Raw genomic sequence first — 22076 nt, forward strand, 5'->3', positions numbered from 1 at the left:
GCTACTGGATCACCACCTTGACGACGCCGGTGAGGGCGATCTGAGCGAGGGACAGAGGGACGAGGAGGGTCCAGGAGAGTTTCTGGAGCTGGTCCTCGCGGAGACGGGGATAGGTGACACGGAGCCAGATCACGAGGAAAGCGAGGATCGCGGTCTTCAACAGGGTCCACACCCAGCCGAGGCCGTCGGCTCCCCACGGGCCGTGCCAGCCGCCCAGGAAGAGGACGGTGGTCAGGCCGCACAGGACGATGATTCCGGCGTACTCGGCCAGGAGGAAGAGAGCGAAACGCAGGCCGGTGTATTCGGTGTACGCGCCGAAGATGATCTCCGAGTCGGCGACGGGCATGTCGAAGGGAGGTCGCTGGAGTTCGGCGAGGCCGGCCACGAAGAAGACGAGCGCGCCGACGATCTGCCAGGGCAGCCACCACCACTCGAAGGCGTCGAGGATGCCGGGGAGCGAGACCGTGCCCGCGGCCATCGCGACCGAGGCCGCGGTGAGGAGCATCGGGAGTTCGTACGCGAGGAGCTGAGCGGCGGTGCGGAGGCCGCCGAGAAGGGAGAACTTGTTGGCCGAGGCCCAGCCCGCCATGAGCGAGCCGAGGACGCCCACGCCCATCACGGCGAGGACGAAGAAGATGCCCGCGTCGATGACCTCGCCGACGGCGCCTTCGCCCGGGCCGATGGGGATGGCGAGGAGGACGAGAAGGTACGGGAGAAGGGCGACGGCGGGGGCCAGCTGGAAGATGCGGCGGTCGGCGCCCGCGGGGACCACGTCTTCCTTCTGGGCGAACTTCACGCCGTCCGCGACGAGTTGGGCCCAGCCGTGGAAGCCGCCCGCGTACATGGGGCCGAGGCGGCCCTGCATATGGGCCATCACCTTGTGCTCCGTCTGGCCCACGATCAGCGGGAAGGTGAGGAACACGACGAAGACGATCAGGAGTCGCAGGGTGACGTCGAGCACGTCGTTCACTGCGGGCCTCCTGGGGGGTTGTCGTCGGTGGAGCTTTGGGCTTCAGGAGCCTCGGAGGGTTCCGCCGGCGCCTCCTCAGGCGCCTTGGGAGGCTTGGAAGTCCTGGGTTCGTCGGGAGCCCCGGGTTCGTCGTCCGGTTGCCGCTCGGGCGAGAGTCGCTCCTCAGTGGACGACTCCCCGGTCGGCGACTCTTCCGTGGGCGTCCCCGTGGGCGGCTTCTGATCGGTGTCGTCGAAGGCGGGGCGCGCGTGGTGCCATGGGGCGTCCGTACTGCGGGCGCGCGCCGGGCGGGCGGGCCGACCGCCTCCGGGCGGCTGCTCGCTGCCGGCTTCATCAGCCGGGGCAGCAGCGGACGCCTCGCGCTGCGACGCCGAGCCCTCGCCGGCGCTCCGGGAGCGACGCGACGCCACGGGCGGCGTTTCGGCACCCGAAGCCGAGGCCGGAGGAGCACCCGCCGAGCCTGCCTCCGCCCCCTCCGTCCGCTCTGCCCCCTCCGTGCGCTGTGTCGCCGAGCCCTCGCTCACGCTGCGCGCCCGGCGTCCCGCAGGCCTGCCCTCCGCCGCCGCGTCCGTACCCGGACCCGCAGCGGGCGTACCCGAAGCCGGGGCCTGGCTCGCCGAGCCCTCCCCTGCTGTGCGAGCCCGCCGGGCCGGGCGTTCGCCCGCCGCCCGGGCAGCACCGCGGGCCGGGCGGGCGGGAGCAGGCGGGAGCTGACCCTTCAGAGGGCCCCACTCGTTCGGATCGGGGACGCCCGGTGGCAGCATCTGGCGGCGCTTCGGGCCACCGTGTTCCGACTCCCCCGGTTCCTTCGCGCCGGGCCAGGCCTTGGCGACGCGGGCCGCCAGGACGAAGTCCTTGCGCAGGGGGTGCCCCTCGAAGCCCTCCGGGAGGAGCAGTGGCGCGAGCCCCGGGTGGCCTTCGAAGGCGACGCCGAACATCTCGTGGGTCTCGCGTTCGTGCCAGGCGGCGCCCGCGTAGACGTCGACGGCGGAAGCGAGTACGGGGGCGTCGTGCGGGACGGTGGTCCGTACGAGAAGGCGGCGTACCGGAGCGAGCGCGACCACATGGGCCGAGACGCGGAAGCCCATGCCGGGTTCGTCGACGGCGCTCAGCCAGTCGAAATACGTGCAGCCCAGCTCGCCGCGCGCGGTCTCCAGCGCGGAGATCCAGGCGGTGGGCGGCACGTCGACGGTCAGGAGCTCGTACGACTCCTCGGCCGTGGCCTCCGTACCGAAGAGCTCCTCCACCGGGGAGGGCAGCCAGCCGGTCACCGCTCGCCCTCCTCCCCGGCCGGAACCGGCGGCTTCACCAGCCCGCTCTGCAGCGCGCCCGCGGAAGGCCGGGCGCCGGCGGGCCCGTACCGGTCAGACCCGTAAGCGGACCCGTACCGCTCCCCCAGCGACTCCCGGGCGATCTTCTCCTGAAGCTTGAGGATGCCCTGAAGCAGCGCTTCGGGACGGGGCGGGCACCCGGGGACGTACACGTCGACCGGGATGATCTGGTCGACGCCCTTGGTCACGGAGTACGAGTCCCAGTAGGGCCCGCCGCAGTTGGAGCAGGCGCCGAAGGAGATGACGTACTTGGGCTCAGGCATCTGTTCGTACAGCCGCTTCACCGCGGGCGCCATCTTGTCCGTCACCGTCCCCGACACCACCATCAGGTCGGCCTGGCGCGGCCCCGGAGCGAACGGAATCACTCCCAGACGGATGAAGTCGTGCCGGGCCATGGAGGCGGCGATGAACTCGATGGCGCAGCAGGCGAGGCCGAAGTTGAAGACCCACAGGCTGTAGCGGCGGCCCCAGTTCAGGACCACCTTCATCGGCTCGGGGGCGAGACGCGCGAGCGCACCCAGGCGCTTCGGCTCCGGAAGCAGCACAGGCCCCGGCTCGGACACGGGCTCGGGCTGGGTCACGTCCATGTGAGGACGCCCTTCTTGTATGCGTACAGCAGTCCCACGGCCAGGAAGCCGAGGAAGATGAACATCTCCACGAGCGTCGTCGCCCCGTAGCCCGGCGCGGCGAAGACCGTAGCCCAGGGGAAGAGGAAGATCGAGTCGACGGCGAAGATCACGTAGAGGAAGGCGTAGACGTAGTAGCGGACCTGGGTGTGGGCCCAGCCCTCGCCGACGGGGTCGACTCCGCACTCGTACGTCAGGAGTTTCTCGGGCGTCGGGACGACGGGCCGCAGCAGGCGCCCGGCTCCGAAGGCGACAGCGACGAACAGCACGCCGACTACGGCGAGCAGTCCGACGACCGAGTAGGACTGGAAGTAGTCCGCCGAGACCGTGATCCCGGCGGCCTCGGTCCCCGCGCCCCTGGTCGGTTCCGGCACGTCCGCCCCTCGCTCCCTGACCTCGTATGACCGCGTATGACCTCGTGCGCGCCCTGATGTGCGCCGTGCGATGCGCCGTGCGATGCGCCGTGCTCGACGATCTGTACGCACCGGAGTCTAGGCCCTGCTAAAGAAACGGTAAGCAGCCCGTCACGCCTTGGCATGCGCGGAGGTCGCCGACAGGTGCCCGGCAGGATCCCGGCAGGCACCCGCTGGATGGCGAAAGGCACCCGACAGCCACCCGCAGATCTGCCACGGCCGCCCGAGCGCGGGTCCGAGGGCAGGTCCGAGGGCGGGTCCGAGGGCTGGCCCAGAGGTGGGGTTTTCCCCAGGGAGTCCCGGCAGTTCACCTCATGGCGCTCCGGCGCGCGGCCCGGCACCCTATCGGTTATGACCGAATCCATCCTCGCCACCGACACCCGGGGCGGCGGCGACCGCCCGCCACCCGTGCGCTTCGCCTATGACCGGCACACCTGGAAGGAGATCGCGCATCTCCTGGCGAACCTGCCGGTGTCGCTGGTCGGTTTCACATACGTGGTGACGGTGTTGTCCACCGGTGCCTTCCTGAGCCTGACGGTGATCGGTCTTCCGCTGCTCGCGGGCGGGCTGATGGGCGCGCGTCTGCTGGGCCAGCTTGAGCGGGGCCGGGCCCGGGCTCTGCTCGGGGTACGGGTGGAGGAGCCGAGTCCGCTGCCGTTCCGCGGCCAGAGCGGGTTCCTCTCCAGACTGTGGATGGCGTTGAGGGATCCGGTCGGCTGGCGGACGGTGCTGTACGACTTCATGCGGCTGCCCTGGGGCATCCTCACCTTCACCATCACGCTGACCTCGTTGTTCGCGCTGTGGCCGGTGTTGCCGTTCATCGTGCGCGGGCTCGCGAACGCGGACCGGGCGATGGTCCGCGGGCTGCTGTCGCCCTCCGACGAACTGGAGCGACGTATAGCCGAGTTGGAGTCGGACCGGGGGGTGGTCGTCGACACGGCCGCGGCCGACCTGCGGCGCATCGAGCGGGATCTGCACGACGGGGCACAGGCGCGCCTCGTCAACCTCGCGATGGGGCTCGGTCTGGCCAAGGAGAAGCTCCTGGAGGACCCCGACACCGCGGCATCGATGGTCGAGGAGGCGCACGGCGAGGTGAAGATGGCGCTCCAGGAACTGCGCGACCTGGCCCGGGGTATCCATCCCGCCGTCCTCACCGACCGCGGACTCGACGCCGCCCTGTCCGCGGTGGCCTCCCGCTGCACGGTCCCCGTCAAGGTGACGGCCGACTTGCCGATGCGCCCCGCCGCGGCCATCGAGGGCATCGCGTACTTCACGGTCTCCGAGCTCCTCCAGAACGTCAGCAAACACAGCGGGGCGAGGTCCGCCTCCGTAGACGTCTGGCGGTCGGACAACCGCCTGCTCATACAGGTCTGGGACGACGGCCGCGGCGGCGCCTCCCTCGACGGCGGCACGGGAATGGCGGGCCTCGCGGACCGGCTCGGCGCGGTCGACGGCCTGTTCGTCATCGAGTCCCCTATAGGCGGCCCGACAACGATCACGGCGGAACTCCCCTGGCGGGACCGGACGGAGGAGCCGGCGCGAGGGTAGGCGTACGGCTGCGGGTCGTACGGCTGCGGGTCGTACGGCCCTTCCTCTCGGACGCCCCTTCCGTACGCCACTGCCTGGCGTACAGCTACTCGCCCCGGCCGTGCTGCGCCCCATGTCACCCCGCCGCGATCCGAGCCGCCACCCCACCACTTGCACCACCCCGTGTACTCCCGAGGCGGCCCAGAGGTAGGGAAAACCCCCGCCTCAAGACGCCGACGTACTCCATGGTCCGCGGACCTGGCACCGAGCAGTGTGGAACTACGACATCGGACAACTGGACCGAGTAAGGACCTAGTAGAAACGGACGGCGGCCATGGCGACGGAGTACGGACAGGGCTACGGGGGAAACGCTGGGCCCGGGTTCCTCGGGGAGGGCATCGAGGGGCGGCGGCACCGGCTCCCGGCCGCGCTGCGGGCGCCGATCGAGGCGCGCAGCTGGAAAGAGTTCGGCTATCTGATGCTGAGCCTGCCGGTCGGCATCCTGATGTTCACCTTCGCCGTGACGATGGTGTCGGTGGGCGCGGGCCTGCTGATCACGTTCCTCGGCATTCCCGTGCTCGCGGCGGCGCTGGCCGGCTGCCGAGGATTCGGCGCGCTGGAGCGTGCGCGGGCACGCGGGCTGCTGGGTCTGGAGGTCGCGGCGCCGGAGCCGTTGCGGGTCCGGAAGCAGGGCCCGATGGCATGGATGGGCGCGATGCTCAAGAGCGGAGCGTCCTGGCGGCATCTCCTGTACGCGGTGCTGCACTTCCCGTGGGCCGTGTTCGCGTTTGCGGTGGCGATCAACTTCTGGGTGTACGGCTGGGCAATGCTGACGTATCCGCTGTGGTTCTGGGTCTTTCCGGTGTACGGCGGTCAGGGCGGGCTTCAGCTCTATGGGGACGAATCGCACCGGATCTACCTGGACAACCCCTTCGAGGTCACCGTCACCGCGCTGCTCGGGTTGCTGCTCACACTGGCCACGCCGTGGATCGTACGGGCGCTGACGCTGGTGGACCGGCTGCTGGTGCACGGGCTGCTCGGGCCTTCGCGGCTGGCGACGCGGGTCGTGGAGCTGGAGTCGGACCGCGGTGTCGTCATCGACACGGCTGCCGCCGACCTGCGGCGTATCGAGCGGGATCTGCACGACGGGGCGCAGGCGCGGCTGGTCGCGCTGGCCATGGACCTGGGGCTGGCCAAGGAGAAGCTGACGGAGGATCCGGAGGCGGCGGCGCGGATGGTGGGCGAGGCGCATGGTGAGGTGAAGACGGCACTCCAGGAACTGCGGGACCTGGCTCGTGGCATCCATCCCGCCGTCCTCACCGACCGGGGGCTCGATGCCGCGCTGTCCGCGGTGGCCTCGCGCTGCACGGTGCCGGTTCAGGTCGAGGTGGACCTGCCGTCCCGGCCGGCGCCCGCCATCGAGGGCATCGCGTACTTCACCGTCTCCGAGCTTCTCCAGAACGTCAGCAAGCACTCGCGGGCGACGCGGGCGTACGTCGACGTCTGGCGCGTCGACAACCGCCTGATGCTTCAGGTCGTCGACAACGGCATAGGCGGCGCGGACGCCTCCGCCGGCTCCGGCCTCGCGGGCCTCGCCGAACGCCTCGACGCGGTCGACGGCATCCTCGTCGTCGACTCCCCGGTCGCCGGCCCGACCCGCATCACGGCGGAGCTGCCCTGGCGGGTTGCCTCCGGCGGTTAAGCAGGGGCGCCTACCCGAGGGGTGGGTTCGGTTCATTGGCGACTGCGGGCCCGTCATGGCTGGTCGCGCCCCGTGGCGGAGACGCAGGGCGCGACCAGCCACAACGAACCCGCACCAACCCACGAACCCACCCCGCCCAACCGCCGGAGGTGAAATGCTGGACCCCTTACGCGCAAGCCTGCGCCAGGCTGGGGGGCCAGAGATCGTGGAGGACAGGGTGCAAGTGGTCATCGCCGAGGATTCAGTGCTGCTCAGGGAGGGCCTGACCCGGCTGCTGACCGACCGGGGACACGAAGTCGTCGCCGGAGTGGGCGACGGCGAAGCGCTGATCAAGACCATCACCGAACTGGCAGCCCAGGGCACACTGCCGGACGTCGTCGTCGCGGACGTACGCATGCCGCCCACCCACACCGACGAAGGTGTCAAGGCCGCGGTGCAGCTCCGCAAAGACCACCCGGGACTCGGCGTACTCGTGTTGTCGCAGTATGTGGAGGAGCAGTACGCCACAGAACTCCTCGCCGGCTCCAGCCACGGCGTCGGCTACCTGCTCAAGGACCGGGTAGCCGAGGTACGTGAATTCGTCGACGCGGTGGTACGCGTGGCCCGGGGAGGCACGGCACTCGACCCGGAGGTGGTGGCCCAGCTGCTCGGCCGCAGCCGGAAGCAGGACGTACTCGCGGGACTCACCCCCCGCGAGAGAGAGGTCCTGGGACTAATGGCCGAGGGGCGGACGAACTCCGCGATCGCCCGGCAGTTGGTCGTCAGCGACGGCGCCGTGGAGAAGCACGTCAGCAACATCTTCCTGAAGCTCGGCCTGTCCCAGAGCGACGGCGACCACCGACGCGTCCTGGCGGTCCTGACCTACCTGAACTCGTGATCCGACTCCTCCCGAGCTGATGATCGGGGCCCACCCGAACTCGGAAGCGCCCCGACCCGGACTCATGAAGGCCGCGATCGCCCAGGAGAACCCTCCTCAGCAGAAGTCCGTGCACCACTGGAACCCCGTCCTAGAACCAAAGGACGAGCCGTGAGCGTCCTCAGACATAGAGGCCAGAGGGTGAATAAGTCGTGGCAAATCGGTGCGTCATACGGTCTCAACGTGGTGTCCATCATGCGAATGGCCGAGGGAAGGCGACCCTTACAGACGTAGGGTTGAAGGTGGGAGCGCTTGCGGGCAGGCCGTTCCCAGACAGCCGCCTCGAGGGAGGTCCAGTTCAGTGACCAGCCAGGTCAGTCCAACCGAACAGGCCGACGGAGCCGTCGTAGGAGAACAGCGCAGACCGGCGGGCGCGGGCCCCAAGAACGTACGCCGCCTCGACCGAGTGATCATCCGGTTCGCGGGGGACTCGGGTGACGGTATGCAGCTCACCGGCGACCGCTTCACCTCGGAGACGGCGTCCTTCGGCAACGACCTGTCGACACTGCCGAACTTCCCCGCCGAGATCCGTGCCCCTGCCGGAACCCTGCCGGGCGTCTCGTCCTTCCAGCTGCACTTCGCCGACCACGACATCCTCACGCCGGGCGATGCGCCGAACGTACTCGTGGCGATGAACCCGGCCGCGCTGAAGGCCAACATCGGCGATGTGCCGCGCGGCGCCGAGATCATTGTCAACACAGACGAGTTCACCAAGCGGGCGATGGCCAAAGTCGGCTACGCGACGAACCCGCTGGAGGACGGCTCTCTGGACGGCTACCACGTCCACCCCGTCCCCCTCACCACACTGACGGTCGAGGCACTCAAGGAGTTCGACCTCTCCCGCAAGGAGGCCGAGCGCAGCAAGAACATGTTCGCGCTGGGCCTGCTGAGCTGGATGTACCACCGGCCCACCGAGGGCACCGAGAGGTTCCTGAAGTCGAAGTTCGCCAAGAAGCCGGACATCGCGGCGGCCAACATCGCCGCATTCCGTGCGGGCTGGAACTTCGGCGAGACCACCGAGGACTTCGCGGTCTCGTACGAGGTCGCCCCGGCCTCGCAGGCGTTCCCGACCGGTACGTACCGGAACATCTCCGGGAACCTGGCCCTGTCGTACGGCCTGATCGCCGCCTCCCGCCAGGCCGACCTGCCGCTCTACCTGGGCTCGTACCCGATCACACCGGCCTCGGACATCCTGCACGAGCTGTCCAAGCACAAGAACTTCGGCGTACGCACCTTCCAGGCCGAGGACGAGATCGCCGGCATCGGCGCAGCCCTGGGCGCGGCCTTCGGCGGCTCGCTCGCCGTGACCACGACATCCGGTCCGGGTGTGGCCCTCAAGAGCGAGACCATCGGTCTGGCCGTGAGCCTCGAACTCCCTCTCCTCGTCATCGACATCCAGCGCGGCGGCCCGTCCACCGGCTTGCCGACCAAGACCGAGCAGGCGGACCTGCTGCAGGCGATGTACGGCCGCAACGGCGAGGCCCCGGTCCCGGTCGTGGCCCCGCGCACGCCCGCCGACTGCTTCGAGGCAGCCATGGAAGCCGCCCGGATCGCGATCACCTACCGCACCCCGGTCTTCCTGCTCTCCGACGGCTACCTGGCCAACGGATCCGAGCCCTGGCGCATCCCGGACATCGACGAACTCCCGGATCTGCGCACGCAATTCGCGCAGGGCCCCAACCACACCCTGGACGACGGCACCGAGGTCTTCTGGCCCTACCGCCGCGACCCGCAGACTCTCGCCCGCCCGTGGGCGATTCCGGGCACGCCCGGCCTGGAGCACCGTATCGGCGGCATCGAGAAGCAGGACGGTACGGGCAACATCTCGTACGACCCGGCCAACCACGACTTCATGGTGCGTACGCGCCAGGCGAAGATCGACGGCATCGACGTACCGGACATCGAGGTCGACGACCCGCATGGCGCGCAGATGCTCGCACTGGGCTGGGGGTCGACGTACGGGCCGATCACCGCGGCGGTACGGCGGCTGCGCGCGGCCGGGGAGAGCATCGCGCAGGCCCATCTGCGCCATCTCAACCCGTTCCCGCGGAATCTCGGCGAGGTGCTGAGGCGTTACAACAAGGTGGTGATTCCCGAGATGAATCTCGGGCAGCTCGCCACGCTCGTCCGGGCGAAGTACCTGGTGGACGCGCACTCCTACAACCAGGTCAACGGTATGCCGTTCAAGGCTGAGCAGCTCGCCACGGCTCTCAAGGAGGCCATCGATGGCTGAGACGACCACGGAAGGCGCGGACACGATCGAGGCGCTTTCTCTCGTGCCCAAGGCCGAGGGCAAGCAGTCCATGAAGGACTTCAAGTCCGATCAGGAAGTGCGTTGGTGCCCCGGCTGCGGTGACTACGCGATCCTCGCCGCCGTGCAGGGCTTCATGCCCGAACTCGGCCTGGCGAAGGAGAACATCGTCTTCGTCTCCGGCATCGGCTGCTCCTCCCGCTTCCCGTACTACATGAACACCTACGGGATGCACTCCATCCACGGCCGCGCGCCCGCCATCGCGACGGGCCTGGCCTCGTCCCGGCAGGACCTGTCCGTCTGGGTGGTGACCGGTGACGGCGACGCGCTGTCCATCGGCGGCAACCATCTGATCCACGCCCTGCGCCGGAACGTCAACCTGAAGATCCTGCTCTTCAACAACCGGATCTACGGCCTCACGAAGGGCCAGTACTCGCCGACCTCCGAGGTCGGCAAGATCACGAAGTCGACGCCGATGGGTTCGCTGGACGCGCCCTTCAACCCGGTCTCGCTGGCCATCGGCGCGGAGGCGTCCTTCGTGGCGCGCACCGTGGACTCCGACCGCAAGCACCTCACGGAGGTCCTGCGCCAGGCGGCCGCCCACCCGGGCACGGCCTTGGTCGAGATCTACCAGAACTGCAACATCTTCAACGACGGCGCCTTCGAGGCCCTGAAGGACAAGCAGCAGGCCGAGGAGGCGGTCATCCGCCTCCAGCACGGCCAGCAGATCCGCTTCGGCACGGACAGCACGAAGGGTGTCGTACGGGACCAGCTGACGGGCGACCTGAAGGTCGTCACCGTCACCTCGGAGAACGAGTCGCAGATCCTGGTCCACGACGCGCACTCCCCGTCCCCCACGACGGCGTTCGCCCTGTCGCGCCTGGCCGACCCGGACACGCTGCACCACACCCCGATCGGCGTCTTCCGCTCGGTGGACCGGCCGGTGTACGACACCCAGATGTCGGACCAGCTGGACACGGCGATCGAGCAGAACGGGAAGGGCGACCTGGCAGCACTGCTGGCGGGCGGGGACACCTGGACCGTCGTGGGCTGACCGGTAGTCGGGCCTGAGGGCCTGGGCGCTGCTGTACGTGCATGACGTACAGCAGCGCCCAGGCCCTCACGTCACTCGTCGGGGAGGGAACTACTCGGGAACTACTCCCTGGCCGCGTCATACTCCTCACGCGCCTTCAGCACCGCGTCCATGCGGTGCGACGTCCAGGCGGCCAGCGCTCGCACCTGTTCGGCGGCCTCGCGGCCCAGGTCCGTCAGCGAGTAGTCCACCCTCGGTGGGATCACCGGCTTCGCGTCACGGTGGACCAGCCCGTCCCGCTCCAGGGTCTGCAACGTCTGCGTGAGCATCTTCTCGCTGACGCGCCCGATGGCACGGCGCAGCTCGCTGAAGCGGTGCGGGCGGTCCAGGAGCTGGATCAGGACGAGGACGCCCCAGCGGCTGGTGACGTGCTCCAGCACGAGGCGATGAGGGCACATCGCCTCGCCCTCGACGTTCCATTTGCCGGCTACTGCGGGAGTGGTGACAACTGCATCACTTACGGCCATGCCAGTACCTTACTTCAAAGTGGGTACTTTCGGAGAGTTAGTGCAGGCCCTATGGTTAGTGCATACCCACACCACAAGGAGCTGCAACATCATGAGCATTGTCGTCACCGGAGCCACCGGACACCTCGGCCGTCTCGTCATCGAAGGGCTGCTGGAGAAGGTCCCGGCCGACCAGATCACGGCTGTCGTCCGCAGCGAGGAGAAGGCCGCGGACTTCGCGGCCCGCGGCGTGAAGGTAGCCGTCGCCGACTACAACGCTCCCGAGACCTTCGACAGCGTTTTCTCCGCCGGTGACAAGGTCCTCCTCATCTCCGGCAACGAGTTCGACAAGGGCCGCGTGGGCCAGCACAAGGTCGTCCTCGAAGCCGCCAAGGCCGCCGGAGTCGCGCTCCTCGCGTACACCAGCGCCCCCGGCAGCCTGTCCGCCGCGCTGGCCGACGACCACCGGGGTACCGAGGCCGCCATCCTCGAGTCCGGCGTGACGTACGCCCTGCTGCGCAACGGCTGGTACAACGAGAACTACACCGAGAACCTGGCCCCGGTCCTGGAGTACGGCGCCGTCGTCCAGGCCGCCGGCGAGGGCAAGGTCTCCTCGGCCGCCCGCGCGGACTACGCGGCCGCCGCCGTGGCGGTGCTGACCGGCGAGGGCCACGAGAACAAGACGTACGAGCTGGGCGGCGACACCGCGTGGGGTTTCGCCGAGTACGCCGCCGAGGTGGCCAAGGCGTCCGGCAAGGAGATCGTGTACAGCGCCGTCCCCGTCGAGGCCTACACCGGCATTCTGACGGGCGCCGGGCTGCCCGAGCCGCTCGCCGCGATCCTCGCCGGCGTGGACGCGTCCATCGAGAAGGGCGAGCTGGTCGTCACCAGCGGCGATCTGTCCCGGCTGACCGGCCGCCCGACCACCCCGATCGCGGACTCGATCGCGACGGCGCTCAAGGGCTGACCTGCTCGAAGATCGCGACGGCGCTCAAGGGCTGACCTGCTCGATCTTCCCCGAGCCTCCTCCAGAGCGACGGCGTCCGAGGTCCGACTCCACCCGTTGCCCTCGAGCGCCGTCGCCCCCACCCCCGCTTGTAATGACCGTATCGCGGATACGTCCATGACAGGCGGGGGTGTTCGGCGCTACCGTCGTGAACGGCTGCGCGCTCGCAGCCGTGCGAGAGGGGAGAGGTCGTGCCGGTGGAGTCCAGGGGTGAGCGGCGGATAGGCCTGCTGAACGGCTTCGCGGCGTACGGCATGTGGGGACTCGTCCCCCTCTTCTGGCCGCTCCTCCAGCCCGCAGGAGCGGTCGAGATCCTCGCCCACCGCATGGTGTGGTCGCTCGGCGTCGTCGCGATCGCGCTGCTGGTGATACGGCGCTGGGCCTGGGCCGGCGAACTGCTGCGGCAGCCGCGCAGACTGGGGCTGATCACGGTCGCGGCCACCGTGATCACCATCAACTGGGGCGTCTACATCTGGGCCGTCAACACGGGTCACGTCGTCGAGGCGTCCCTCGGCTACTTCATCAACCCGCTCGTCACCATCGCGATGGGCGTCCTGCTCCTGAAGGAGCGGCTGCGGCCCGCACAGTGGGCAGCGGTCGGCATCGGCTTCGCCGCCGTCCTCGTGCTGACGATCGGGTACGGGCAGCCGCCCTGGATCTCCCTCTGCCTCGCCTTCTCCTTCGCGACCTACGGGCTGGTGAAGAAGAAGGTCAACCTCGGTGGTCTCGAGTCGCTGGCCGCGGAGACGGCGATCCAGTTCCTGCCCGCGCTCGGCTACCTGCTGTGGCTGGCGGGGCAGGGCGACATGGCGTTCGGCGCCGAGGGCGCCGGGCACGCGGCACTGCTGGCCGCGACCGGTGTGGTGACGGCGGCGCCGCTCGTCTGCTTCGGGGCGGCGGCGATCCGCGTACCGTTGTCGACGCTCGGACTGCTCCAGTACCTGGCACCGGTGCTGCAGTTCCTGCTCGGCGTCCTGTACTTCCATGAGGCCATGCCAGCCGAGCGGTGGGCCGGATTCGCGCTGGTGTGGGCCGCGCTGTCGCTGCTGACGTGGGATGCGCTGCGGACGTCACACCGGGCGAGGCTGACTCTGCAGGCGGCTGGGGTCGACGCGGACGTCCCGGAGATCCAGAAGCCGACCTCGAGCCCCCGGCTCTAGAGGTCAGTAATCGGCGTCCTTGCCGATGTACAGCCCCGCGAACCCGGCCGCGGCAGTGGGCGAGGCGAGAGTCCGCCGCAGCCGGGCCCCGGTGATGCCCGCCCGGAACGGGTCACCGGACGAGGCGCCGTGGTAGATGTCCGACAGCCACATCGAGAACTCCTGGTACTGCCACACTCGCCCCAGACAGGCCGCCGAGTAACCGCTGAGCCCGCTCTCGTCGCCCTTGCCGCAGTACGCGATGAGGGCGTCGCCGAGCAGCAGGGCGTCGTGGATCGCGAGGTTCATGCCCTTCGCGCCGATCGGCGCCAGGAGGTGAGCCGCGTCGCCGGCCAGATACAGCCGCCCGTACCCCATCGGTTCCACGACGTAGTTGTGCATGTCCAGGACCCGCTTCTCGATCAGCCGCCCTTCGGTGAGCGGCTGGGCCCCGTCCGCCGCGAGCCGCTCGTGGAGCTCGGCCCAGACGCGCTCGTGCGACCAGTTCTCGGGGTCGTCGCCGGGCGGGCACTCCAGGTAGTAGCGGGTGACCTGCGGGCTGCGGGCCATATGCCCCGCGAAGCCCCGCGGATGGATACCGAAGACGACGCAGTCGTTCGACGGCGGCGCCTCGGCGAGCAGCGCCAGCCAGCCGATGCCGTACTCGTGCCGGGCGACGCCGACGTGCTCCGGCGGCAGGCACGCCCGGGTGACACCGCGCGCACCGTCGCAGCCCGCCACGGCCGCGCAGTCGAGTCGTACGCGCCCGCCCGTGTCCGGATCCGTGTACGACACCGAGGGCTGATCCGAGTCGATGGCACCCAACTCCACGTCGCGTACGCCGAAACGGATGTCACCGCCCCGCTCGTCCGCATACACGCGCACCAGATCCGTCACCAACAACGGCTGGGGATAGGCGAAGTGGTGGTGCCCGGACATGTCGCCGTACCGGAACCTGTACCGCTCCCCCGCGAACCGGAACTCGCACTCGCTGTGCACCTGGGCGTTCTCCAGCAGCCGGTCGGCGAGGCCGCGCCGCTCCAGGGCGCGCACCGCCCACTCCTCCAGGAAGCCCGCGCGGGGCCGCTGTTCGATGAACTCCCTGCTCTCCGTCTCCAGCACCACGCAGTCGACGGAGGCGGCACGCAGGATGTTGGCGACGGTGAGACCGGCGGGGCCGGCACCGACGACGACGACCGAGGTGCGCTCTGTGGACGAGGTGGAGGGGGCGGCGGTGTCCGTCATAAGGACAGTATGTCGGCGAGCACCGTGCTGTGTGGTGTGCCCGCGCATCTTCAACTCGCCGTCTGCCGGGCCGTGTTGGCGCTCACATCGGAGCTCGCCTCGGCAGTCGCTCCAGCCACCCGCCTCCCTCGCCCGCCACGCAGACCGAAGGACGAGATCAGCGCACCCAGCGTCACCATCGCCACGGGCACGATCAGTGCCGTACGGAAGGCGGACAGGGTGGACCCCGGGTCCGAGCCCGAGGAGGCCAGGCCGTACACCGCCGTCACCGCCGAGATTCCGAGGGCCGAGCCGAACTGGGTCGCGGTGTTCAACAGACCGCCCGCCAGGCCTTGTTCGGACTCCGTGACGCCGTCCGTCGCCGCGATCGTGAGCGGACCGTAGGCCAGGGCGAAGGCGATGCCCGCGATGAGGAGAGTGGGGAACATCGCGGCGTACGTCCAGTCCATGCCGACCGGCAGGAAGAGCCCGTACGCGACGATCCCCAGGACGAAGCCGCCGAGGATCACCCTCCCGTTGCCGAACCGGTTGACCAGCCGGGGCGTGAGCGTCGGCGCCAGGATCGCGTCGCAGCCCATCACCACCAGGGCGATCGCCGTCTGGAGCGAGGACCAGCCGCGCAGCTCCTGCAGATAGAGCGTGACGACGAACTGGAAGCCGAAGAAGGCGCCGACGAAGAGCAGCGCGCCGAGATCGGCCCGTACGACGGATGCCTTGCGCAGGATGCCCAGGCGTACGAGGGGCGCGGGGCTGCGGCGTTCGACGCCGACGAATGCGGTGGCGAGGAGCGCGGCGGCGACTGCCGCCCCGGCCGTCAACTGCCAGCCGTCCAGGCCGTGTTCGAGTCGTATGACGGCGTACGCGGCGAGCAGCATGGCTCCGGCGGCGGTGACGGCACCGAGGAAGTCGAAACCTCGGCGGTCGGCTGCGGCCGTTTCTGTCGTACGCGGCTGGGGGCGCCCGTCTGCTTCTTCCTGCCGGCCCCCGCCGGGCTGGGCCGGAACCAGGCGTACCGCCGCGATCAGGATCGCCGCCGCCAGCAGTACCGGTGCGAAGAAGACCCAGCGCCAGCCGAGTTGGGTCAGCAGGCCGCCGATGACCAGGCCGAGCGAGAAGCCGCCGGCCGCTGTGCCCGCGAAGACGAGCAGGGCCTTGTTGCGCTGCGGGCCCTCCTCGTACGAGGTCGTGATGAGGGACAGCGCGGCCGGAGTCATGAAGGCCGCCGAGACGCCCGTGACGAAACGGGCCACGATCAGCATCCAGCCCTCCGTGGCGAATCCGCCGAGACCCGAGAAGGCGAGGAAGACGGTCAGCCAGGTGAGGAACATCCGGCGTCTGCCCAGGAGGTCGGCCGCGCGACCGCCGAGCAGGGTGAAGCCGGCGTAACCGAGTACGTATGCGCTGATCACCCACGCCGCCGCGTTCGTCGACAGCTCGAGATCGGCTCGGATGGAGGGGATCGCGACGGCCAGCATGGCGACGTCGATGCCCTCGAGGAAGATCGTTCCGCAGAGGACGAGCAGCAGGGCCCAGGCACGGGTGCCCATGGCAGGACTCCTTCGAGGCAGGGGGCTGTGAGGCAGAGGCGGTTACTCGACTGAGGGTCGGTTCCCTCTTGTAACCATGGCCAGCCTGCGGCAGCATCCAAGACTATGGAAGAAGGCACTTTGAAGTCACCGAGTAACTGCGCGGGCACCGTGGGCGTGGACTACGGCGACACGGACCCCTTCCAGTGGGACACCCGCGAGGACTGCCAGGTACGCCAGATCCTCGACCGAGTCGCCGACAAGTGGTCCCTGCTCGTGATCGCCCTCCTCGACAACCGCCGCCTCCGCTTCACAGAACTGCGACGGGAGATCGACGGCATCAGCCAGCGCATGCTGACGGTCACCCTGCGGCAGTTGGAACGGGACGGCCTGGTGAAACGAACGGTGTATCCAGTGGTGCCCCCGCGGGTCGAGTACGAACTGACTCCACTCGGCCGGACGCTGCACACGACGATCCGCTCCTTGGTGACATGGACGGAGGAACACCAGGGGGAGATCGCGGCGGCCCGGCAGGCGTATGACGCGGCCGAGAGTGGGAGAGGGTAGGTGCGGCGGGGCGAAAGCCCCGTGGGAAACCCCCATCCGACGTACCGTCCATCCATGACTCAGTCGCCCATGCCCCTCCACTGGAAGCTCGTCATCGACGCCGCCGACCCGCACGCCCAGGCCGACTTCTGGGCCGCCACCCTCGGCTACGAAGTCGAGGACAACAGCGTCCTCATCGAACGCCTGCTGGGCTTCGGCGCCGTACCGCCCGAGATCATTGTCGAGTCCCACGGCCACAAGGCCTGGCGCGATCTCGTCGCCGTACGACACCCGCAGGACCCGTACGACAAGGAGAGCGGCACGGGCCTCGGCCGACGCCTGCTGTTCCAGCGCGTACCGGAGCCGAAGACCGTCAAGAACCGGCTGCACATCGACGTACACGCCGGGCCCGGGCAACGCGAGGCGGAGGTCGCGCGGCTGACGGACCTGGGGGCTGCGGTCCTGCGCGAGATGAAGGAGCCAGGGGGCGAGTGGGTCATCATGACGGACCCGGAGGGCAACGAATTCTGCGTCCACTGAGCGCCCCGCCCATACAAGCCGCCGGTCAGGCGGTGAGGGGTCGGGCGGTGACCGGCCAGACGGTGATGGGTCAGGCCGTGATCGGTCAGGCGGTGATCGGTCAGGCGGTGATGTCCTTGGTCGTGAACCGCGCCCACGCCGCCGTGCCGAACACCGCCGCGTACAGGCCCTGAAGGCCGAGGTTGCGGAGCAGATCGTCCCAGTACACCGGATCGCGCATCAGGTCCGCGAAGGACAGCCAGTAGTGCGAGAAGAAGTACGGCTGTATCGCGTGGAGTTGGGGTATCTGGTCGAGGATCTGGATGGTGATCAGCAGGCCCACGGTCGTCGCCATCGCCGCTATGCCGCTGCCGGTGAGCGTCGAGACGAACAAGCCGAGCGCCGCTATCCCGATCAGTGAAGCGGCGACGGTCAGCGCGATCAGAAACGCCCGCCCCAGCCCTTCACCGAAGCTGATCCGTGTGCCGGAGATCGTCGTCAGCTCGCCGAGTGGGAACAGCAGGGAGCCCACGATCAGCGCCGACACCGCCACGACAAGCGTCGCCACTACACAGAACGCCAGCGTGGTCGCGTACTTCGTGAGCAGCAGCCGCGTACGCCCCGCGGGTGCGACCAGCAGATAGCGAAGCGTGCCTGCGTTCGACTCGCCCGCTATCGCATCCCCCGCGATGACTCCGATCGCCATCGGCAGGAAGAAGGGCAGCGTCGCCGCGAGCGCGGTGAACACCAGGAACAGACCGTTGTTGGTGATCTGCGAGACGAACGCCGGTCCCGCGCCGCCACCACCCCCGCCGTCACTCGTCTCGATCTTCACGGCGATCCCGACGAGCACCGGCACCGCGGCCAGCACCCCCAGCAGCGCGATCGTCCGCCACCGGCGCAGGGTGGTCACCAGCTCGTTGCGCAGCAGGCCGAGAGTCCACAGCGGACTCGGCTTCCGCACGCCGACGACCTCGGCGGTGCCGGAGCCGGCGCTGACGTCAGTTACCTCCGAAACCTCAGAGATCCCTGAGGCTTGAGAGCCTTCCGAGACTCCAGAGGCCTCAGATGCTTCAGCCCGCGACATCGAAGCCCTCCCCCGTAAGCGCCACGAACGCGTCCTCCAGCGAAGCCCGTTCGACCCCGAAGCCCCGTACGCGAACGCCCGCCGACACCAGGGCCGCGTTCACCTCGGCGAGGTCGCGGTCGTCCGGAGGCTCGCCGGTCACCCGGTCCTCCGTGACGACGACGTCGGCCACGCCCTGCTCCTTCAGTACACGGGCCGCGTCGCCCGGATCCGGCGTCGTGACGACCAGCCGGCCACGGGCGCCGGCCGCCAGCTCGGCCACCGGCCCCTGGATGATCAGCCGCCCCTGCGCCATCACCGCGGCATGCGTGCACACCTGCTCGATCTCGTCCAGCAGATGCGAGGAGAGGAAGACGGTCGTACCGTCCGACGCCAACTCCCGTACCAGCGAACGGATTTCGCGCATCCCCTGTGGATCGAGCCCATTGGTCGGCTCGTCCAGGACCAGCAGCCGGCGCGGCTGGAGCAGTGCCGCCGCCAAACCCAGCCGCTGCTTCATGCCCAGGGAGTAGGCCTTCGCCTTCTTGCTCGCGGCGGCCGTGAGTCCGACCCGGTCGAGGGCCGCCGCGACGCGTGTACGCCGGGTGCGGGGATCGGCGGTCGGGTCGGCGGAGTCGTACCGCAGGAGGTTGTCGCGGCCGGACAGGAATCCGTACAGAGCCGGTCCCTCGATCAGCGCGCCCACCTGCGGGAGCACCGTGCGGGTGGCGCGCGGTATGGGCTGTCCCAGGACGCGCGCCGTGCCCGAAGTCGGCTCGATCAGGCCCATCAGCATTCGGATGGTGGTGGTCTTGCCGGAGCCGTTCGGCCCCAGGAAGCCGAAGACGCTGCCCGCCGGGACGGCCAGATCGAGGCCGTCGACGGCGAGTTGTCCGCCGCGGTAGCGCTTGGTGAGCGCACGGGTGGCGATCACCGTGTCCGGCCCGGTTTCCGGACCAGTTCCCGGCCCGCTGCCCGGTTCCGCGGTGGACCGTTCCGCCATCGACTCCCTCAACTCCCTGCTGGTGCCCGACCAGAACCCTCCGGTCGGGCACCAACTCCCTGTCGCTCTCTGCCTGTTACTTCGCGGAGTTGGCCGCCTTCACCAGTGCGTCCTTCGTGACGGCGCCCGCGTACACCTGGCCGTCGTCCGTGATGAGCGCGTTGACCAGTCGGGTCGAGAAGACCGTGCCCGAGCCGAACTTGCCGCTCACCTTCGTGCCCAGCGAGTCGAGGAAGCTGCCCGCGTCGCCGGACGCCGACGGTATGCCCTCGCCGCCGGTGTCGAACCGGGCGATGGTGGTCCAGCCCTCGCCTATGGTCTTGAGCCCTTCGAACCCTTCGAGCCCTTCGAGCCCTTGGCCCAGGTCCTCCTCGGCCTTCGGACGTGCCTGGTCCTCGGCCTTCGTTTCGTCGCCCTCGGTGACCTTCGCCCCCTTCGGCGGGCTGAAGTCGAAGGTGGACGCATCCGGCTTGCTGAAGTCGACCTTGGTGAAGCCGGCGTCCACGACGGCCGCGCCACCGCTCGCCGGGCTCAGCGTGAACTTCAGCGGCATACCGGTCTTGGAGTCCACCGCTATCGAGATCTGACCGACCGTCGAACCGGACTGCTTCGGCTTGATGACCAGCTTGTACGCATCGCGGCCCGCGACCTGAGCCGTGCCGTCGACGGTCACGGACGTCGTGTCGTCGACCGCCTTCAGCGCCTCGTCGGCCATCTCCTTGGGCGTGGTCGGGACGTCCTTCGGCGCCTCTTCCTTCTTGTTCTTGTCCTCGGCGGCACCGGAGGCGTCCTTCATGTGGAACGCCTCGTTCGACGCGCTGTCGTACGCCCACACCTCGTCGCCGTTGTGGATCAGGCTGTACTCGGCGGCCTTGTCCAGCAGCGAGACCTTGTGCTTGTCCGGGCCATCGGCGGCGACCCGCAACGTGTGCGTACCGGACGCCAGTTCCATGAGCTTGGTCGACGGATCGGCGGAGGAACCCTCGTCGTCGGAACCGCCGGCGCCACCGCCACCCGGAGCGAAGCTGCTCTCCAGGCCGCCGAGGTCCGGCAGGCCCAGATTCGTGCTGACCTTCACCGTGCCGGACAGCTGCTGTACGTCGGACGCGGCGATCTTCTCTATGAGTTGCTCAGCGGTGATCTCCGGCAGGTCGGGGTCGCCGGAGCCCGCGAACGCCGGGACCAGCCCGATGGTCGCCGCCGCCAACCCCATCACCGCGACGGGGACGACGTACCGCGCCGCCTTGCGCCGGCCGGTCCGCAGCTCCTCGTTCGTGTCGTCGTCGGATTCGTACGGTGCCATGTGTGCCCTACCTCCGTCGTCGGCGGCGGCTAACCGTCATTGCACTCGTCCACCCCGGCCGCCATTGTCACCCGAACTCCTGTGAAGTGGTGTTTCCAATCAGACCAAATCGGCCGACGAGAAGCGTCAGACCTTGGAGGCAACTCCGTGTACTGCTGCGGTATGACACGAGTGGGCGGCGCCTCCCCCGCCCCGTAAGGGTCGTGCGGGAAGACGCCGCCCGTAATTCCGTTCAGAGCCGGCCGGTCATCACCTCAACAGGCCGTGGATCGCCGGGCAACAGCGGGTCGATCACCGGTTGATGAACACGTAGTCCGCCCCGTAAGGCACACCCACGATGGCCCCCTCCTCGCAGGACCCGGCAGGAGCCACCCCGCCCACCGTGTTCAGCCGAAGGATCTCGGCCGTACCGGCCAACAGCCCGCGGTGCTTGCCGGACTGAGTGGCCTTGAGGTCCAGCTCCGGGATGTTCTTGTCGCCGTTCGGCGTCTTGGAGATCAGCGCACCGGTGACCGCGCTGCGGTCCGGCGCGATCCACTGCGGCGTACCGGAGTTGGGCTTCACGAAGGAGTGCGCGATGCCACCGCCGAGTACGGCGCGCACATCACGCTGCGCGAAGGCGGTGGTGCCGTCGTCCGCCTTCTTGCACTCGTAGATCTGCTTGCCCTTGATGACGGAGGCCTGGAAGTTGTGCAGCGCGTTCTTGAAGTCGAAGTCCGTGGTGACCTTGTGGAGTTGGCCGCGGACGGCTCCGCCCGGGAACTCTGCAGTGTGCAGATTGGCGTAGAAACCACCCGGGTTGGACTTCAGCTGGTCGAGCAGGGCGGTGTCCTCGACCTTGACCGTGCCGGTGACCGTACGGCCCTTGGCCTTCTCCAGCAGCTTGGTGAAGTCGACCTTGACACCGCCGTTGAGTCCCTTGGCGCCCTGGTGGATGTGGAGCAGGGTCGGCTTGTCGGTGCCGCGCCACTTGACCGCGACGGACACCTTGTCGCCCTTGACCTTCACGAACTGGAGCGCCGCGCCGTCCTTGTCGCCGACGGCGGGGCCGCCCTGGACCGGCACCTCGTTCGCGCCGTTGAGGCTCGCGGCAAGGATGGTGCCGCCGCTGCCACTGCCGCCCGCGAGGCCGCTCTGCACCTCGAGGGACTGGCCCCCGTGCTGCGCGTGGTTCGCGCCCTTGCCCTGGTTCCCGCTGTCGGCGACCGCCGGGATGACGGCGGCTGCGACACCGGCCGCGGCGGCCACCGCGACACCAGAGATGACCAGGCTCTTACGGCGCTTCGCGGACGTGATGAATGTCCCCATGATTCTGTTTTCTCCCCGTAATTCAGCTGACACCCCCTGCGTCAGCTTCTGGGCTTGAATACGGAGTAGATCTGAGTCTGGACTCAATCCAACTATGTGACGTGCATCACTCTGAATCGGGTCCTGGTTCGGGAGTCTGG

At 69.1% G+C, this 22076-nt stretch carries 20 protein-coding genes; 9 read left to right on the plus strand and 11 right to left on the minus strand.

Annotated elements, in window-relative coordinates; genetic code table 11:
- Nucleotide 1: 1 nt before the first annotated feature.
- The 4 genes from ACGFNK_RS27565 to ACGFNK_RS27580 are packed head-to-tail and all read right to left on the minus strand — an operon-like array spanning nt 2 to nt 3301.
- Complete coding sequence (locus tag ACGFNK_RS27565; protein ID WP_393420091.1) at nt 2-970, minus strand: NADH-quinone oxidoreductase subunit H; 969 nt, start codon at nt 968-970, stop codon at nt 2-4.
- Nucleotides 967-2241 carry an NADH-quinone oxidoreductase subunit C gene (locus ACGFNK_RS27570; RefSeq protein ID WP_393420093.1) on the minus strand — a complete coding sequence of 425 codons (1275 nt, stop codon included), beginning with the start codon at nt 2239-2241 and terminating at the stop codon, nt 967-969. The genes ACGFNK_RS27565 and ACGFNK_RS27570 overlap by 4 nt, the downstream gene beginning before the upstream one ends.
- Complete coding sequence (locus ACGFNK_RS27575) at nt 2238-2888, minus strand: NADH-quinone oxidoreductase subunit B (protein ID WP_393420095.1); 651 nt, start codon at nt 2886-2888, stop codon at nt 2238-2240. Before ACGFNK_RS27575 ends, ACGFNK_RS27570 begins: the two co-directional genes overlap by 4 nt.
- The gene (locus ACGFNK_RS27580) at nt 2879-3301 is read right to left on the minus strand and encodes an NADH-quinone oxidoreductase subunit A (protein WP_393420097.1); all 423 of its coding nucleotides are present in this window, start codon (nt 3299-3301) and stop codon (nt 2879-2881) included. Before ACGFNK_RS27580 ends, ACGFNK_RS27575 begins: the two co-directional genes overlap by 10 nt.
- A 390-nt stretch (nt 3302-3691) precedes the next feature.
- Here ACGFNK_RS27580 and ACGFNK_RS27585 point away from each other — a divergent pair, with 390 nt between their 5' ends.
- From ACGFNK_RS27585 to ACGFNK_RS27605, 5 genes are all read left to right on the plus strand, one after another.
- Nucleotides 3692-4888, plus strand: coding sequence for a sensor histidine kinase (locus ACGFNK_RS27585; protein WP_393420099.1), 1197 nt, complete (start codon nt 3692-3694; stop codon nt 4886-4888).
- A 313-nt stretch (nt 4889-5201) separates the two neighbouring features.
- On the plus strand, nt 5202-6569 hold the full coding sequence (locus ACGFNK_RS27590; protein ID WP_393420101.1) for a sensor histidine kinase: 1368 nt from the start codon (nt 5202-5204) through the stop codon (nt 6567-6569).
- A 217-nt stretch (nt 6570-6786) separates the two neighbouring features.
- Entirely contained in the window at nt 6787-7446 is a 660-nt protein-coding gene (locus tag ACGFNK_RS27595) for a LuxR C-terminal-related transcriptional regulator (RefSeq protein WP_386341020.1), read from the plus strand.
- 340 nt (nt 7447-7786) lie between these two features.
- Entirely contained in the window at nt 7787-9718 is a 1932-nt protein-coding gene (locus tag ACGFNK_RS27600) for a 2-oxoacid:acceptor oxidoreductase subunit alpha (protein WP_393420103.1), read from the plus strand.
- Entirely contained in the window at nt 9711-10790 is a 1080-nt protein-coding gene (locus ACGFNK_RS27605; protein WP_393420105.1) for a 2-oxoacid:ferredoxin oxidoreductase subunit beta, read from the plus strand. The genes ACGFNK_RS27600 and ACGFNK_RS27605 overlap by 8 nt, the downstream gene beginning before the upstream one ends.
- A gap of 101 nt (nt 10791-10891) precedes the next feature.
- On the opposite strand, the gene ACGFNK_RS27610 is transcribed toward ACGFNK_RS27605, so the two are convergent.
- A complete protein-coding gene (locus tag ACGFNK_RS27610) occupies nt 10892-11296 on the minus strand; it encodes a winged helix-turn-helix transcriptional regulator (RefSeq protein WP_393420107.1) in 405 nt (134 codons plus the stop codon).
- Nucleotides 11297-11387: 91 nt separating this feature from the next.
- Between ACGFNK_RS27610 and ACGFNK_RS27615 the strand changes: the two genes are divergently transcribed.
- Together ACGFNK_RS27615 and rarD are read left to right on the plus strand one after the other, a co-directional pair.
- Entirely contained in the window at nt 11388-12242 is an 855-nt protein-coding gene (locus ACGFNK_RS27615; RefSeq protein ID WP_393420109.1) for an SDR family oxidoreductase, read from the plus strand.
- 293 nt (nt 12243-12535) lie between these two features.
- Nucleotides 12536-13441: an EamA family transporter RarD gene (gene rarD, locus ACGFNK_RS27620; protein WP_393420405.1), complete on the plus strand. Its 906-nt coding sequence runs from the start codon at nt 12536-12538 to the stop codon at nt 13439-13441.
- Between the two features lie 3 nt (nt 13442-13444).
- Here the strand turns inward: rarD and ACGFNK_RS27625 are convergent, their stop codons facing one another.
- Both ACGFNK_RS27625 and ACGFNK_RS27630 read right to left on the minus strand, forming a co-directional pair.
- Nucleotides 13445-14665: a 4-hydroxybenzoate 3-monooxygenase gene (locus tag ACGFNK_RS27625; protein WP_393420111.1), complete on the minus strand. Its 1221-nt coding sequence runs from the start codon at nt 14663-14665 to the stop codon at nt 13445-13447.
- 50 nt (nt 14666-14715) lie between these two features.
- A complete protein-coding gene (locus tag ACGFNK_RS27630) occupies nt 14716-16212 on the minus strand; it encodes an MFS transporter (protein ID WP_393420113.1) in 1497 nt (498 codons plus the stop codon).
- A 105-nt stretch (nt 16213-16317) separates the two neighbouring features.
- Here ACGFNK_RS27630 and ACGFNK_RS27635 point away from each other — a divergent pair, with 105 nt between their 5' ends.
- Nucleotides 16318-16758, plus strand: coding sequence for a winged helix-turn-helix transcriptional regulator (locus tag ACGFNK_RS27635; RefSeq protein ID WP_393420115.1), 441 nt, complete (start codon nt 16318-16320; stop codon nt 16756-16758).
- 54 nt (nt 16759-16812) lie between these two features.
- On the plus strand, nt 16813-17277 hold the full coding sequence (locus ACGFNK_RS27640; RefSeq protein WP_393420117.1) for a VOC family protein: 465 nt from the start codon (nt 16813-16815) through the stop codon (nt 17275-17277).
- Between the two features lie 100 nt (nt 17278-17377).
- On the opposite strand, the gene ACGFNK_RS27645 is transcribed toward ACGFNK_RS27640, so the two are convergent.
- From ACGFNK_RS27645 to ACGFNK_RS27660, 4 genes are all read right to left on the minus strand, one after another.
- Complete coding sequence (locus ACGFNK_RS27645; RefSeq protein ID WP_393420119.1) at nt 17378-18343, minus strand: ABC transporter permease; 966 nt, start codon at nt 18341-18343, stop codon at nt 17378-17380.
- Nucleotides 18330-19325, minus strand: a complete 996-nt coding sequence (locus ACGFNK_RS27650) for an ABC transporter ATP-binding protein (RefSeq protein WP_393420121.1) — start codon at nt 19323-19325, stop codon at nt 18330-18332. Before ACGFNK_RS27650 ends, ACGFNK_RS27645 begins: the two co-directional genes overlap by 14 nt.
- Nucleotides 19326-19401: 76 nt before the next feature.
- Nucleotides 19402-20628, minus strand: a complete 1227-nt coding sequence (locus ACGFNK_RS27655) for an outer membrane lipoprotein carrier protein LolA (RefSeq protein ID WP_393420123.1) — start codon at nt 20626-20628, stop codon at nt 19402-19404.
- 291 nt (nt 20629-20919) lie between these two features.
- On the minus strand, nt 20920-21936 hold the full coding sequence (locus ACGFNK_RS27660; RefSeq protein WP_393420125.1) for a CHRD domain-containing protein: 1017 nt from the start codon (nt 21934-21936) through the stop codon (nt 20920-20922).
- Nucleotides 21937-22076 lie beyond the last annotated feature (140 nt).

Source organism: Streptomyces sp. NPDC048825 (genome assembly GCF_043198355.1).
Lineage (GTDB): Bacteria > Actinomycetota > Actinomycetes > Streptomycetales > Streptomycetaceae > Streptomyces > Streptomyces xiangluensis.

What these genes read in the sequence shown, in the direction of transcription:
- ACGFNK_RS27585 (WP_393420099.1), top strand. Translation starts at nt 3,692, where the DNA reads ATGACCGAATCCATCCTCGCCACCGACACCCGGGGCGGCGGCGACCGC.
- ACGFNK_RS27590 (WP_393420101.1), top strand. Translation starts at nt 5,202, where the DNA reads ATGGCGACGGAGTACGGACAGGGCTACGGGGGAAACGCTGGGCCCGGG.
- ACGFNK_RS27610 (WP_393420107.1), bottom strand. Translation starts at nt 11,296, where the DNA reads ATGGCCGTAAGTGATGCAGTTGTCACCACTCCCGCAGTAGCCGGCAAA.
- rarD (WP_393420405.1), top strand. Translation starts at nt 12,536, where the DNA reads ATGTGGGGACTCGTCCCCCTCTTCTGGCCGCTCCTCCAGCCCGCAGGA.
- ACGFNK_RS27575 (WP_393420095.1), bottom strand. Translation starts at nt 2,888, where the DNA reads ATGGACGTGACCCAGCCCGAGCCCGTGTCCGAGCCGGGGCCTGTGCTG.
- ACGFNK_RS27660 (WP_393420125.1), bottom strand. Translation starts at nt 21,936, where the DNA reads ATGGGGACATTCATCACGTCCGCGAAGCGCCGTAAGAGCCTGGTCATC.
- ACGFNK_RS27625 (WP_393420111.1), bottom strand. Translation starts at nt 14,665, where the DNA reads ATGACGGACACCGCCGCCCCCTCCACCTCGTCCACAGAGCGCACCTCG.
- ACGFNK_RS27650 (WP_393420121.1), bottom strand. Translation starts at nt 19,325, where the DNA reads ATGGCGGAACGGTCCACCGCGGAACCGGGCAGCGGGCCGGGAACTGGT.
- ACGFNK_RS27645 (WP_393420119.1), bottom strand. Translation starts at nt 18,343, where the DNA reads ATGTCGCGGGCTGAAGCATCTGAGGCCTCTGGAGTCTCGGAAGGCTCT.
- ACGFNK_RS27615 (WP_393420109.1), top strand. Translation starts at nt 11,388, where the DNA reads ATGAGCATTGTCGTCACCGGAGCCACCGGACACCTCGGCCGTCTCGTC.
- ACGFNK_RS27640 (WP_393420117.1), top strand. Translation starts at nt 16,813, where the DNA reads ATGACTCAGTCGCCCATGCCCCTCCACTGGAAGCTCGTCATCGACGCC.
- ACGFNK_RS27605 (WP_393420105.1), top strand. Translation starts at nt 9,711, where the DNA reads ATGGCTGAGACGACCACGGAAGGCGCGGACACGATCGAGGCGCTTTCT.
- ACGFNK_RS27655 (WP_393420123.1), bottom strand. Translation starts at nt 20,628, where the DNA reads ATGGCACCGTACGAATCCGACGACGACACGAACGAGGAGCTGCGGACC.
- ACGFNK_RS27630 (WP_393420113.1), bottom strand. Translation starts at nt 16,212, where the DNA reads ATGGGCACCCGTGCCTGGGCCCTGCTGCTCGTCCTCTGCGGAACGATC.
- ACGFNK_RS27635 (WP_393420115.1), top strand. Translation starts at nt 16,318, where the DNA reads ATGGAAGAAGGCACTTTGAAGTCACCGAGTAACTGCGCGGGCACCGTG.